Origin of the sequence: Streptococcus pantholopis (assembly GCF_001642085.1) — a bacterium.
Classification (GTDB): Bacteria; Bacillota; Bacilli; order Lactobacillales; family Streptococcaceae; genus Streptococcus; species Streptococcus pantholopis.
Genome location: NZ_CP014699.1, coordinates 749540 through 762677, shown reverse-complemented (window position 1 = coordinate 762677; position 13138 = coordinate 749540). Strand labels below are relative to the sequence as shown.

At 42.2% G+C, this 13138-nt stretch carries 15 protein-coding genes and 1 other annotated feature; of the genes, 3 read left to right on the top strand and 12 right to left on the bottom strand.

What is annotated here, in order from left to right; all coding sequences use genetic code 11:
• Positions 1-3 precede the first annotated feature (3 nt).
• The 6 genes from A0O21_RS03580 to A0O21_RS03555 are packed head-to-tail and all read right to left on the bottom strand — an operon-like array spanning position 4 to position 6080.
• Positions 4-1110, bottom strand: a complete 1107-nt coding sequence (locus tag A0O21_RS03580; protein ID WP_067061393.1) for a prephenate dehydrogenase — start codon at positions 1108-1110, stop codon at positions 4-6.
• Between the two features lie 29 nt (positions 1111-1139).
• On the bottom strand, positions 1140-2306 hold the full coding sequence (gene aroC, locus A0O21_RS03575) for a chorismate synthase (protein ID WP_067061390.1): 1167 nt from the start codon (positions 2304-2306) through the stop codon (positions 1140-1142).
• Positions 2307-3374 carry a 3-dehydroquinate synthase gene (gene aroB / locus A0O21_RS03570; protein ID WP_067061388.1) on the bottom strand — a complete coding sequence of 356 codons (1068 nt, stop codon included), beginning with the start codon at positions 3372-3374 and terminating at the stop codon, positions 2307-2309.
• A 12-nt stretch (positions 3375-3386) separates the two neighbouring features.
• A complete protein-coding gene (locus A0O21_RS03565; RefSeq protein ID WP_067061384.1) occupies positions 3387-4250 on the bottom strand; it encodes a shikimate dehydrogenase in 864 nt (287 codons plus the stop codon).
• On the bottom strand, positions 4240-4917 hold the full coding sequence (gene aroD, locus A0O21_RS03560) for a type I 3-dehydroquinate dehydratase (protein ID WP_067061382.1): 678 nt from the start codon (positions 4915-4917) through the stop codon (positions 4240-4242). Before aroD ends, A0O21_RS03565 begins: the two co-directional genes overlap by 11 nt.
• Complete coding sequence (locus tag A0O21_RS03555) at positions 4914-6080, bottom strand: class I SAM-dependent rRNA methyltransferase (protein WP_067061379.1); 1167 nt, start codon at positions 6078-6080, stop codon at positions 4914-4916. Before A0O21_RS03555 ends, aroD begins: the two co-directional genes overlap by 4 nt.
• A gap of 136 nt (positions 6081-6216) precedes the next feature.
• Between A0O21_RS03555 and A0O21_RS03550 the strand changes: the two genes are divergently transcribed.
• A complete protein-coding gene (locus tag A0O21_RS03550; protein WP_418346438.1) occupies positions 6217-8373 on the top strand; it encodes an LTA synthase family protein in 2157 nt (718 codons plus the stop codon).
• A gap of 289 nt (positions 8374-8662) precedes the next feature.
• Complete coding sequence (gene bsh / locus A0O21_RS03540; protein ID WP_067061372.1) at positions 8663-9643, top strand: choloylglycine hydrolase; 981 nt, start codon at positions 8663-8665, stop codon at positions 9641-9643.
• Between the two features lie 205 nt (positions 9644-9848).
• Here bsh and rplT read toward each other — a convergent pair whose 3' ends face one another.
• From rplT to A0O21_RS03515, 5 genes are all read right to left on the bottom strand, one after another.
• On the bottom strand, positions 9849-10211 hold the full coding sequence (rplT, locus tag A0O21_RS03535; protein WP_067061369.1) for a 50S ribosomal protein L20: 363 nt from the start codon (positions 10209-10211) through the stop codon (positions 9849-9851).
• 37 nt (positions 10212-10248) lie between these two features.
• Positions 10249-10449 (bottom strand): 50S ribosomal protein L35, encoded by a 201-nt coding sequence (rpmI, locus tag A0O21_RS03530; RefSeq protein WP_067061364.1) that lies wholly within the window; start codon positions 10447-10449, stop codon positions 10249-10251.
• 40 nt (positions 10450-10489) lie between these two features.
• Positions 10490-11020, bottom strand: coding sequence for a translation initiation factor IF-3 (infC, locus tag A0O21_RS03525; RefSeq protein WP_067061361.1), 531 nt, complete (start codon positions 11018-11020; stop codon positions 10490-10492).
• Between the two features lie 17 nt (positions 11021-11037).
• Positions 11038-11164, bottom strand: a sequence feature (ribosomal protein L20 leader region).
• A gap of 27 nt (positions 11165-11191) precedes the next feature.
• A complete protein-coding gene (cmk, locus tag A0O21_RS03520; RefSeq protein WP_067061357.1) occupies positions 11192-11872 on the bottom strand; it encodes a (d)CMP kinase in 681 nt (226 codons plus the stop codon).
• 18 nt (positions 11873-11890) lie between these two features.
• Positions 11891-12400 (bottom strand): SAG1386/EF1546 family surface-associated protein, encoded by a 510-nt coding sequence (locus A0O21_RS03515; RefSeq protein WP_067061354.1) that lies wholly within the window; start codon positions 12398-12400, stop codon positions 11891-11893.
• A 46-nt stretch (positions 12401-12446) separates the two neighbouring features.
• Here A0O21_RS03515 and A0O21_RS03510 point away from each other — a divergent pair, with 46 nt between their 5' ends.
• Positions 12447-12644, top strand: coding sequence for a ferredoxin (locus A0O21_RS03510; RefSeq protein WP_067061351.1), 198 nt, complete (start codon positions 12447-12449; stop codon positions 12642-12644).
• Here the strand turns inward: A0O21_RS03510 and A0O21_RS03505 are convergent.
• On the bottom strand, positions 12631-13122 hold the full coding sequence (locus A0O21_RS03505; RefSeq protein ID WP_067061348.1) for an EbsA family protein: 492 nt from the start codon (positions 13120-13122) through the stop codon (positions 12631-12633). The two genes, A0O21_RS03510 and A0O21_RS03505, sit on opposite strands and share 14 nt — an antisense overlap.
• Between the last annotated feature and the right edge of the window lie 16 nt (positions 13123-13138).

The window sequence follows — 13138 nt, the reverse complement described above, 5'->3', positions numbered from 1 at the left end:
CTCCTATTCAATAAAAACCTTATAAGCAGTCTTACTTGTAATCACTTGCCGTGCATGTTCCAAATCATTAGCATTTTTAAAAGAAATTTGGAGAATACCGTTAATGTCTTCTCGATTTTCCTCATTAATATGAACATTGACCAGAGAAGTCCCTCGTAAGAGCTCCAAAATTTCCAAAATCACGTCTTCTTCATCCGGAACATCCACAAAAATATCAAATGAACTTTCAAGACCGCCGCGTTTGTGTATTTCCATTTCTTTGCGGGTCTGTCTTGCCTTAGCAAAATAGTCCCAAATCGCATTTTCATCATTTTGAGAAATGAGCTCTGCAACACTGTCCAGACGCTGTTTAAAGTCTGAAATACGCTCCAAAACAGCTGCTTTATTCGTTAAAAGAATACTGGTCCACATGCCGGGCTCACTCTCAGCAATACGGGTCATATCACGAAAGCCACCGGCTGCGAAACGGCTGGCCATCTCATGTTCAGCAGCATAGTCCCCGGCTTGTTCCATCAAACTGGCAGATAAAATATGAGGAAAATGCGAAATCTGGCTGGTTACCCGATCATGTTCAGCAGCCTCAATTTCAATAAATCTGGCCTGCAAACCTGACAGCAGATCTTTTAAATCTGCAATCGTCTGCTGTCCTGTCAATTTACTGGGAGTAAAAATATAATAAGCATTTTCGAATAAGTGCACATCTGCTGCTGCCGCACCGGATTTATGACTGCCGGCCATAGGATGCGAACCGACAAACTGCACTGGTCTTCCCGTCAGATATTGCTCAGCAGCTGACACGATTTCTAACTTAGTTGAACCGGCATCTGTAATAATCACATTCTCTTTCAAATCAATTTCAGATAAAATTTTAAGGAAGGTGATGGTTTGTTTAATCGGCACAGCCAGAATAATCACATCAGCCAGAGGAGCAAAAGCTTTAAAATCATCGGTCGCTTCATCAACCAAGCCGCGTTCCAAAGCGATAATCCGTGATTTATCAGAACGATTATAGCCAAGTATCTTATAATGAGGGTGCCTGCGCTTAATTCCCAGAGCCAGCGACCCTCCAATCAACCCTAATCCGGCTATATAGATGATTTTCTCTTCCATATTTTACTCCAATCCCATAAGCTGTCAGCCTAAAAATGTTTAACAAACTCCCGGTGGCCGGCGACAGCTTCTTTTAATTCTTCCATATTATCTGAAGAAAATTTGTCCAAAAGTTCATTAGCAATAACTGTCGCCACAACAGCTTCCATAACAACACCGGCAGCCGGCAGAGCCGTAGGGTCAGAACGTTCTACCGTAGCCTTATAAGGCTCATGGGTTTCAATATCAACTGACATCAGCGGTTTATAAAGTGTCGGAATAGGCTTCATCACTCCTCGCACGACAATTGGCTGTCCATTGGTCATACCGCCTTCAAAGCCGCCGAGATTGTTGGTACGGCGAGTATAGCCGTCTTCTTCATTCCACAGAATTTCATCCATCACTTCAGAGCCTCTTCTATAGCCAGCCTGAAAGCCGACGCCAAATTCAACCCCCTTAAAAGCATTAATAGAAACAACTGCCTGAGCAAGCTTGCCGTCTAATTTTCTGTCCCATTGGACATAAGACCCCAGACCAGCTGGCACGCCGCCGACAATTGTTTCAACAACGCCGCCAATTGTATCGCCCTCTTTTTTGATTCGGTCGATATAATCCTTAATTTCCTGCTCACGTTCCTGATTGACTACAGAAAGCTCAGACTGTCCGGCTAAGGTTTTGATTTCCGAAACAGTTAAGCCGTCCGGAACAGCAATTGTTTTACCGCCAAAGACGACTACATGATTAGCAATTTCAATATCGAGTTCAGTCAGAATGCGCTTGGCGACAGCTCCTACTGCCACACGCATGGTCGTTTCACGCGCTGAAGAACGCTCCAGCGAATTGCGTAAATCCTCAAAACGGTATTTCATACCGCCCACCAGATCAGCGTGGCCGGGACGCGGATGGGTAATTTTGCGCTTAGTTTTGAGCCGATTGTCAATATCCTCTGCTGACATAATTTCCAGCCATTTTTGATGGTCTTTATTGATAACATCCATAGTAATCGGCGCACCTGTTGTTTTACCATGGCGGACACCAGAGGTAAAAACAACCCGATCCGATTCGATTTTCATACGGCCGCCCCGGCCGTAGCCGCCTTGGCGCCGTTTGAGGTCAATATTAATATCTTCTGCCGTCAGGGAAAGACCCGCAGGCACACCTTCAATGATAGCTGTCAGACGCGGACCATGTGACTCACCCGCTGTTAAATATCTCATCTATCTCTCCAAATAGTCTTTCATTTCTTCAAGGGGGATTTGATTGATAGCTGCCCGCCCCAGTTCCGGAACAATGACCGTCTTAATAGAACTGCCGCGAGCCTTCTTATCATGCCTTAAAGCATCATATAATTTATTTATATCCCATGGCTGATAAACTGTTGGTAAGCCGAATTTTTGGCACATAGCAGCAATGTCGTCTGCGATTCCAGCCGGCATCAGTCTTTTTTTCTCAGCTGCCCGAGCCATCTGAACCATCCCGATTGCCACTGCTTCCCCGTGCATTACTTGACCGTAGCCTGCAGTCGCCTCAACAGCATGACCGATAGTATGGCCGAAATTTAAATAGAGCCGCTTACCATTGTCAAATTCATCTTCAACTACGACGTTACGTTTAACATTGCAGGAATGATAAATAATGGAGTCTGCATGATCTAAGATAGACTGAACTGAACCATCCATAGAAAGGAGCTCCTGCCAAAGTTCAGGATCAGCAATCAGTGCATATTTAATCACCTCACCCATACCTTCAATCAGCTCTCTTCTTCCCAACGTCTTAAGCGTTTCTGGATCAATCAGGACACCGTCAGGCTGAGCGAATGTTCCTACCATATTTTTAGCAAATACTGTATTAACTCCTGTTTTGCCGCCTATAGAAGAATCCACTTGAGCAGTCAGACTGGTAGGAATTTGTAAAAAATGCAGCCCTCGCATATAAGTAGAGGCTACAAATCCAGCCAAATCTCCGACAACCCCACCGCCGAGAGCCACAATCCCGTCGCTCCGCGTTAAGGATTGTTCCACCAGAAACTCATAAGCTTTATTGACAGTTGTCAGACTTTTACTGGCTTCACCTTCCAAAAAATCAAAAACAACCACATCAAACCCTGCATCCTCAAGGCTGAGTTTAACTTTCTCGGCATACAGACTGCCAACATGGTTATCAGTAATTACCGCAATTTTCTGCGGCTGCCAAATGCTGCTGACCCATTCTCCTGCCTTTGCTAAAGAGTGTCTGTCAATAATAATGTCATAAGGATTGCTCGATAGATTAACCCGTAAATTCATTCACTCACCTGCTTACTTGATAGCATACTTTTTCAAAAGCTCATCCCAAATTTCGATTACCGGCATTTCCTGCCCTGTCCACAGTCTGAAAGTCTCAGCAGCCTGATGCAGAAGCATTCCCAAACCATTGATGGTCTCTATGCCTTGCGATTTAGCCAGTTTGATAAAAGGAGTTTCAAAAGGATTGTAGATTACATCTGCGACCAGCTGCCCCTGTTTGAAACGCGTTTCAGGAAGCACGACCATGGTAATACCATCCATGCCAACACCATTGGCATTGACCACTAAATCAGCCTCATTGATTTTCTGCTGAATAAGGGCCTGATCAGCTAAATCAAAAACGGCCACAGGAACACCTGTTACCTCAGTCACCTTGCCCTGACGCTGCCGTGTGACTTCGAGGTACTTCTCCTTGTTAAACATATTAATTTTAGCGACACCGTGTCTGGCCGCATAAGCAGAGATAGCTGTAGCAGCACCGCTTCCTCCCAAAACCGTCAGTGTTGTCCCCTTAATAGTAAAATCACTGGGGAGAGAGGCAAAAAAACCGTAGCCGTCTGTATTGTAGCCGATTAGTTTACCATCGCGGTTGACAACCGTATTGACCATTCCAAATAAAGAAGCACTGACATCCAGCTCATCAAGATAAGGCGTCACCACTCTTTTATAAGGCATGGACAAATTAATCCCCCACATATTATAGCGCCGAATATTTTTTACGGTCTCCTCCAAATCCTCCGGCCGTGTATCCCAAGCGACATAAACACCGTTAATGCCTAATTGGGCAAAGGCGTAATTATGGATAAAAGGAGAGATTGAATGCTTTATCGGACTGGCAACTACAGCTGCCAGCCTAGTATGACCGTCAATCTGCATCAAGAATCTCCTTAATTTTTCTCATATCGGGAAGCGCAATCTGTCCGGGAGCGCTGACTTGCTCAAGGCTGGCAAAACTCCAGCTGGAACCGACCAAGTCACCGCACATTCGTGAAATACGCCCCAATTTTCCCATGGACATGGTGGCATAGAGCTGCTCAGGATTAAGCGTTTTGAAGCCTCTGGTATAATTCATCAAATCTAAAACATCTTGCTCGCTTTTAGGCATTACCGCTATTTTGACAACTCTAGGCGCCAGAGCTGTTAGTTCAGAAAAAGCTTCCATGATATTTTCCGGAGTTTCATGAAAATTATGATAGGACAAGACTAAATTAGGGTAGTCCAGCATTTCCTGAAAAGCTTCCATATGTGTGAAATATTCGAAATCAATATAATCCGGATTGTAAATCGAACTGATACCCTTAATCAGACCCAAATACTCCTCATCAGACAAGTCAATGTTGCCGCCTTCTTTGGTCGTTCGGAGCGTAAAAAGGATTTCAAAGCCGGCAAATTTTTCAAAAATAGCCGGAGCAACCGTCATAATATCATCTTTATTTAAAAAATCTGCCCGCCACTCAACAATATCAGCCGTTTCAAATTGGGAAAGTTCAAACGCTTGAACTTCTTCAAGACTTCGAGGCATTACTGGTACTACTATCTTCATTTTTCCACCTTTATTGTGAATACTTTTAAATAATTACTTTTTTCATCTGCTTGATTTACAGCAAAGTCGTCCGGCAGCTGCTTGAGACTAAGGTAAGTGTGTCTGCGTGTGCTAAACCCCTTTTCCAGTTCTTTTTGAAATCGGGAAATACTCATGTTAGCTGCATTGACCGCAGCAATGATCATCCCTCCTTCGGTTAAAATATCCAGTGACTGAGAAATTAATCTGGGATAATCCTTATGAACCGAAAAAGTTTGCTTCTTATTCCGCGCAAAACTGGGCGGATCAATCAGAATAATATCAAACAGGAGGCCCTTCCGCTTAGCATATTTTAGGTAGTCAAACACATCCATGATAAGAAACTGATGGCTGTCATCTGCAATAGCATTGGCTGCAAAATGGGCTTGTGAGAGCTCCTTAGATCTCTTAGCCAGATCAACCGACACTGTCTCTTTTGCTCCCCCAGAAGCAGCAGCAAGAGAAAAGGCTGCCGTATAGGAAAAAAGATTGAGCAATCGTTTACCGGCTGCTAAACCGTTAGCTAAATCCTTGCGAATTTCGCGCTGGTCCAAAAAAAGACCGGTCATCAAACCTTGGTTTAGAAAAACACTGTATTTTAGGCCGTTTTCAGCGATAAGAAACTTTTCTGCTGCTCTTTCTCCATAAACAAAAGAGGAGTCATAGGCAGGCCCATCAAAACGAACCTTCTCATAGGCACCCTTCACTTTGTCAGCAAAGACCTCTTTGAAGGCAGCAACAATCGTCTGACGAATAGTGTACACAAAGGCATTATACCAAGAGAAAAGCGCATAATCCCCGTATAAATCGACTGTTAGACCGCCAAAAAAATCACCGTCCTGATTAAAAACACGGTAAGCTGTCGTCCCATCCGAGCGTTCGTAAAAGGACCGTCTCTTCCGAGCAGCCCGAAAAAGGGCAACAAAATAGGCCTTATTTAAGGTTATTTTTTCTTTTGATACAAACCAACCAACTCCCTTATTCTGCTTAGATAGATAAGCTGTTCCCAGAAATTGCTGCGCTTTATTGTAAAGCAAAACTTCTTTATCCGTCTGCTTTAATTCTTGAAAATCTTTCGCCTCTAAACACTGAATTCCTCTGCTTATTTTCCTTTCGGCTGCAGAAGTCACATACAGTTTACTCATAACCCATATTATAGCAGATTTTCAGCAAAATTCCTACTCCTAAAAAACTTTATTCTCACATGAAAATTTTCATTTTATGGTATAATTGTGAATAAGAACCTTTTGGAAATTCTATTAATATAAGGAAGTTAGTTTAGTGAAAAAAGTAATAAACAAATTTCTCGCTATGATGAACAGCCGTCTGGGTTTTGTTTTAACGTTGCTGCTGTTTTATTGGTTAAAAAACCTCTGGGCCTACAATATTGATTTTTCCTTAGATGTCGGCAATCTTTACCAAATTTTTCTGACAGTTATCAATCCGCTCCCTATCGCCCTTTTGGTTCTGGGGCTACCCTTATATATCACCAATACAAAAGCTTTCTACACTGTAGAATTTGCAGTCTATATTATCTTAAATTTCCTGCTTCTGGCAAATGTTATCTATTTTAGTGAATTCACTGATTTCATCACTGTCAGTACCATGCTGGCCAGCGGAAGCGCTTCGGCAGGCTTGGGTGATTCTGCATTGAATCTTTTGAAACCGGGCTATATCATCTATATACTGGATTTTTTCTTCTTAATTTATATTTTTGTCAGAAAAAAAGTCAACACAGACAGCCGCCCTTTCAATAAACGAGCAGCTTTTGCTGTCACAGCCCTATCCGGTCTTTTCTTCTCCATTAATCTATTCATGGCAGAGGTTGACCGGCCGCAGCTTCTAACCCGCGGCTTTTCCAATACCTATCTCGTTCGTGCTATCGGTCTTCCGGCCTTTACGGTTTACAGCGCTAATCAGACCTATCAGGCTCAGAAAGAACGTTCGGAGGCGACGGCTGAGAAATTAGCCGAAGTCGAAACCTATGTTTCAGATCATTATGCTAAACCCGATGCTAAATACTTCGGAATCGCAAAAAATCGCAATGTCATTGTGATTCATTTGGAAAGTTTTCAGCAATTCCTGATTGACTATAAGTTAAATGCTGATGGAAGCGAACATGAAGTGACGCCTTTTATTAACTCTCTTTACCATTCTCAGTCTACTATTTCGTTTTCCAACTTTTTCCATCAGGTAAAAGCGGGTAAGACTTCAGATGCAGAAACTATGATGGAAACATCATTATTCGGTCTCAATACCGGATCCTATATGGTTAATTACGGCGGTGACAACACCGCTTACGCCGCTCCGTCCATTCTGGCACAAAAAGATAACTATTCCAGTGCTGTTTTTCACGGCAATGTCGGCAGCTTTTGGAACCGAAACAACACCTATAAGCAATGGGGCTACAACTATTTCTTTGATTCCGCCTCTTTTTCTGAACAAACCAAGAGCAATTCTTTCCAATACGGCCTCAATGATAAATATATGTTTGCCGATTCCATAACATATTTAGAGCAGCTCCAGCAGCCTTTTTATGCTAAGTATATCACTGTTTCAAACCATTATCCCTACACCAGCCTGTCGGGAGAAGCGGACGAAGAAGGCTTTCCTCTGGCTGATACGGGAGATGAAACCATCAATGGATACTTTGCAACAGCAAACTATTTAGACGCATCGGTCGAAGCTTTCTTTAAATACCTGCAGGCAGCTGGAATCTATGATAATTCGATAATAGTTCTGTACGGCGATCACTACGGGATTTCTAACAGCCGCAATACCAGCTTAGCCAGCTTACTCGGCAAAGATCCGGAAACTTGGACAGAGTATGACAATGCTATGCTTCAGCGGGTACCCTATATGATTCATATTCCTGGCTACAGTCAAGGATTTATCAGCGATACTTACGGAGGTGAAATTGACTCGCTGCCAACACTGCTTCATCTGTTAGGGATTGACACCAGTCAATATATACAGCTAGGTCAAGACCTCCTCTCACCGGATAATGACCAGATTGTAGCACTCCGAACTTCCGGTTACTATATCACCCCGGAATACACCAGCTACAGCGGACGAACCTATTTCACGCAAAGCGGTGAAGAGATTACAAACCCTGATGAGGAAACAGAAGCCAAACTGAAAGAAATTCGTGAGGTAGCTTCGATGCAGCTTTCGATCAGTGATGCTATTCAAACAGGTGACCTTTTGCGCTTTTACAACAATGAGGATTTAAAACCTATGGATAGCAGTAAGATAGCCTACACAGATCAGCTCAAGCAGCTAGAAAGCACAGCTAAAGATTTGGGGCAGAAATCAAACAGTATATTCAGCCAAAATGGCAATAAAACAACTCAGGACCTCTTTCAGGCACCCAGCTATGCGGAGCTTCATGATACTTCTCCTTCAAGCTCCAGTTCTTCTTCCAGCTCAGCACCATAATTTGAGGCTGATCTGGGGAGATTAAGCAAGAACAAAGCGAGCGGATAAAAAAATTATGATTTCAAGAGCATCCCTTTATTTTTATTCTCATAAAGCAAACAAAGCTGAGATTAATATCTCAGCTTTGTTTTTTCGCCGGCCAAAAATTTTTCAGCAGCTGATTAAGCAATTTTTCTCTTTCGTCTTCAGCAACAAATTTTTACTAAATATGAACACTTTATTTGAAAAAATTTAGAATTAGTATTAACATGAAGATGTAAGATTATAATAATTAAGGAGGTTCAATATTATGTGTACTGCGATAACATTGTCAACAAAAGATCATTATTTCGGCCGAAATTTTGATTATGACATTTCTTATAATGAAGTTGTCAGGATTACGCCAAGAAATTATCCCTTTGTCTTTCGAAAAGCAGACAGCATTGACCGCCATTATGCTATTATCGGTATCACAGCTAATGTAAAAGAATATCCTTTATACTACGATGCTATGAACGAAAAAGGCTTAGCCATGGCTGGACTCAACTTTCCGGACAACGCAGATTATAAACCGTTTGCAGACGAAAAAGATAATATCACTCCTTTTGAATTTATCCCTTGGATTCTCAGCCAATGTTCTACGGTGGCTGAAGCCAAAGAGTTTTTAGCCCGCATTAACCTCGTTAACATCAATTTCAGTCCTGAGCTGCCGCTTTCACCTTTGCACTGGCTGCTGGCTGACAAAGATGAGGCTATTGTCATTGAAAGTGTTAAAGAGGGATTAAAACTTTATGATAACCCTGCTGGAGTATTGACCAACAATCCTCCTTTCGACTATCAGCTGTTTAACCTTAATAATTATCGGGCATTATCTACAGCAACACCGGAGAACCACTTTTCTGACCAAATAGAGTTAGATCTTTATAGCCGGGGAATGGGCGGTATTGGGCTGCCAGGCGATTTGTCATCCGCTTCACGCTTTGTAAAAGCCGCCTTTATACGGCTTAACTCAGTGTCTGGCAGCTCAGAAAGTGAAAGTATCAGCCAGTTCTTCCACATTTTAGGATCTGTTGAACAGCAAATGGGCTTATGCCAGGTTGAGGGGCAAAAATACGAATATACGATTTATTCTTCCTGCTGTAATCTAGATAAAGGACTTTATTATTACAAAACTTATCATAACAGCCAAATCACAGCAGTCGATCTGAATAACGAAGACTTGGACGGACATCAAACCATCACCTATCCTATCAGTGATGAACAGCAGGTTCATATTGTTAACCAAGTCTAAATCCAAAAAACCGAAGCTGGGACAAAAATGTCTCAGCTTCGGTTTTTTTGGAATCAAACAAAGCTATTCTTGCTTTGCATGTATAGCTGTCCTAAAAATGAAGAATAGGAGAAAAAACGCAGTTCCGACAGGAACAGGTTTTCCTCTGCTCTCGTTTGTTAGACGGCCTTTACCGTCTTATAGAATCTGCTAATCTCAATTTAAACTAGGCTGTTTCCAGTTTAGCCTTTGCTGCCTCAGCAAGCGCAGTGAAAGCTGCAGCATCATTAACAGCCAAATCAGCTAACATCTTCCGGTTAACTTCGATTTCAGCCAACTTCAAACCATGCATTAACTGCGAATAAGACAGGCCATTCATACGAGCCGCTGCATTGATACGAGTAATCCACAGCTTACGGAAATCACGTTTCTTTTGACGGCGGTCACGGTAAGCATAGTAGTAAGAATTCATCACTTGTTCTTTTGCAGTCCGGAACAAGATATGCTTTGCACCATAATAACCTTTTGCTAATTTTAAAACACGTTTACGGCGTTTGCGTGAAACAACGCCACCTTTAACACGAGCCATTTATAAATCCTCCAATACTTTTTTCAGAAATACCGACTTACTTAAGTCCTGTTACCATCGATTTAATACGCTTAAAATCACCTGAATGAACCATCGCTGCTTTGCGAAGGTGGCGGCGCTGTTTCTTAGTTTTACCGTGAAAACGGTGAGAAGTATAAGCGCGGAAGCGTTTAAGGCCACCTGAACCTGTACGTTTAAAACGTTTAACTGAGGCGCGGTGAGTTTTTTGTTTTGGCATTTTTCTATTCTCCTTACGTCGTAATATACTTATATCAAGCTTATTTTTTATCAGGAATCGGGGCAAGCTGCATAAACATCTGCCGGCCGTCCATCTTAGCTCTCTGTTCAATAATCGCAATATCCTGAGTTCTTTCAGCAAATTCAGCTAAGACTTTTGCTCCGATATCTTTATGGGTAATCATTCGGCCCTTAAAGCGAATGGAAACCTTAACTTTATTGCCTTTTTCCAAAAATTTGCGGCCGTTGCGAAGTTTTGTCTCAAAATCACCTTTATCAATGACCGGACTCAGACGGACTTCTTTTACGGTGACAACGCTTTGTTTTTTGCGCTGCTCTTTCTGTTTCTTTTGATATTCAAATTTGAACTTGCCGTAGTCCATAATCTTCGCAACTGGGGGGGTCGCCTGCGGCTGAATCAGGACCAAATCTACATTAGCCTCATCCGCAGCAGCCTGAGCTTCCGAGAGCGGCTTAATGCCCAGCTGTTCGCCATTAAGACCAACAAGACGAACTTCACGGACACGGATTTCGTCATTAATGAATAGATCTTTCTTAGCTATAATCTTCACCTCTTTTTTCTTTTTCAAGAGAAAAACGAAAGCGGACTTGATTCACAAATCCGCACTACAATATATTTCATTACTGAAACTTGATATGTAGAGCCAGACAACGTTTAGTCGCAAGGCGAGAAGTTCTCACTTCTGCTTTTCTCACTGCTAGCAATTAGTATAACATGAGCTTTAGTTCCTGTCAATAATTTTTTCAGCTTTTTCCTGAATAAAATGAACAACCTCTGCAATACTAACACCTGTCGTATCAAAAATAAGCGCATCTGCTGCGGGCACTAAGGGCGAAACAGCACGATGACTGTCTTTATAGTCACGTTCTTCGATATCACGCTTTAACCTTTCGAAGTCGGTTTTGATCCCTTTCTCCTGATTTTCCTTAAAACGGCGCTGCGCCCGTTCCTCAACAGATGCCTGCAGAAAAATTTTAAGCTCTGCATCAGGCAGAACGACCGTTCCGATATCACGTCCGTCCATAACAATGGCTCCATCTTTTGCAATCCGGCGCTGCTGAGCAACCAACTCTTCTCTGATTTCGGGGATAGCTGACAGCCAAGAAACATTTCTGGTGACAGCATTCTGGCGAATAGCAGAACTGATATCTTGATCGCCAGCAAAAACAATCTGCTGGCCATCAGCTGTTTGTGAAAAAGAAATAGGATTAGTCCTGATAAGCCCCAAAATTTCAGGAATCTGCTCTTCTCTGAGCTGATGCTGCAGAGCGAGATAAGTCACCGAACGGTACATTGCTCCGGTATCCAAGTAAGTATAGCCAAGATTTTTGGCAACAATCTTGGCTACTGTACTTTTTCCGCTTGAAGCCGGACCATCAATAGCAATTGTAATGGGTTTCATGGTTTCCTCTAATTCCGATTAGTTAATGCGAACTTCATCACCCGGATCCGCATACCAGTAACCGAGTGTCATATGATCTGGGTTCAAGGCCTGCAGCTCTTCTACCGATATCCCTGCACGTGAAGCAATAGCTGCTGCTCCTTCACCAGCTAAAACCGTTATGGTATCACCGTTTCCTTCAGAACTTTCCGATGTTGTTGTATCACTGGAAGATGCAGTTGTTTCTTCAGAGCTTGAGCTGGCTGATGTTTCCTGACTGACTGTCGTTTCAGCTGAATTCCCTGCAGACGTTGTAACCTGAGCAGATGATGACTGGGCAGTCTCATCTGTATTATTGTTTGAAGTGTAGTAAAAGACAAACAATATGCCGACAATCAACAAGAAAAAAACGCTCAGCAAAGCTGTCAGCCAAGGTGTCGAAATAACCAAGGTTTTACTGTCTTCTGCTTTTTTCTTTTCTTCCTTGCTGTCTGCTGTCTGCTCTTCACTGTCGTCAACTATTTTTTCTTCCCATGGTTGTTTTGCCATGATTTTCCCCCTTGTTAAATAATTCAATTCATATTACAATAATAGCATGAAAGTAGTATTAATCCCAGAAAAATGTATCGCCTGCGGGCTTTGCCAGACCTATTCCAAACTGTTTGATTATGACGATGACGGCATAGTCAAATTTTCTGACAGCTCAGAATTGGTTAAAACAATCAACAGTCAGGACCAGAATACCCTAAAAGCTGTTAAAGCCTGCCCAACTAAAGCTCTTACAATTTTGTAGGAGTTTTTTTGTTTTCTTTATAAACTTCAAAATAGTCCATCTTTGTAAAATTATCCAGCAGCTCAACTTCTCCTCTAAAATCCGGATCGACAGCCAAAGCATCTAAAAAATATTTCTTCGGCCATTTTCTCATATAGAACATATAGCTTTGTCCGTCAGCCAAATGAAGAGCTAAGGTTGAATAGGTCACCTCTATTTTGTCAATGGAGGCAATCGCTATTTTTTTAGGAATTCTCGGATTCAGAGAGACGACTCGCAAAATTCCATTATCTTCGATAATGAAATACCTGTAAAAACCAATGCTGACAAGAACAATAAATAAAGCAAACAAAATAAAAATATAAGACGGAATCCTAGTTCTTTCAAACAAAAGTGACAAGCCAATAAATATAGGAGCGATTGCAATTGACCAATAAATAATCAGCCAAGATAATTCAGGCTGCCAATGGTACCTTATTTTGCCAAAAATCTTGATCATGAAGCCCTCCCCCAAT

Excerpts from the sequence above, each read along its gene's own strand:
- A0O21_RS03580 (WP_067061393.1), bottom strand. The coding sequence starts at position 1,110 with ATGGAAGAGAAAATCATCTATATAGCCGGATTAGGGTTGATTGGAGGG.
- aroC (WP_067061390.1), bottom strand. The coding sequence starts at position 2,306 with ATGAGATATTTAACAGCGGGTGAGTCACATGGTCCGCGTCTGACAGCT.
- aroB (WP_067061388.1), bottom strand. The coding sequence starts at position 3,374 with ATGAATTTACGGGTTAATCTATCGAGCAATCCTTATGACATTATTATT.
- A0O21_RS03565 (WP_067061384.1), bottom strand. The coding sequence starts at position 4,250 with ATGCAGATTGACGGTCATACTAGGCTGGCAGCTGTAGTTGCCAGTCCG.
- aroD (WP_067061382.1), bottom strand. The coding sequence starts at position 4,917 with ATGAAGATAGTAGTACCAGTAATGCCTCGAAGTCTTGAAGAAGTTCAA.
- A0O21_RS03555 (WP_067061379.1), bottom strand. The coding sequence starts at position 6,080 with ATGAGTAAACTGTATGTGACTTCTGCAGCCGAAAGGAAAATAAGCAGA.
- bsh (WP_067061372.1), top strand. The coding sequence starts at position 8,663 with ATGTGTACTGCGATAACATTGTCAACAAAAGATCATTATTTCGGCCGA.
- rplT (WP_067061369.1), bottom strand. The coding sequence starts at position 10,211 with ATGGCTCGTGTTAAAGGTGGCGTTGTTTCACGCAAACGCCGTAAACGT.
- rpmI (WP_067061364.1), bottom strand. The coding sequence starts at position 10,449 with ATGCCAAAACAAAAAACTCACCGCGCCTCAGTTAAACGTTTTAAACGT.
- cmk (WP_067061357.1), bottom strand. The coding sequence starts at position 11,872 with ATGAAACCCATTACAATTGCTATTGATGGTCCGGCTTCAAGCGGAAAA.
- A0O21_RS03515 (WP_067061354.1), bottom strand. The coding sequence starts at position 12,400 with ATGGCAAAACAACCATGGGAAGAAAAAATAGTTGACGACAGTGAAGAG.
- A0O21_RS03510 (WP_067061351.1), top strand. The coding sequence starts at position 12,447 with ATGAAAGTAGTATTAATCCCAGAAAAATGTATCGCCTGCGGGCTTTGC.
- A0O21_RS03505 (WP_067061348.1), bottom strand. The coding sequence starts at position 13,122 with ATGATCAAGATTTTTGGCAAAATAAGGTACCATTGGCAGCCTGAATTA.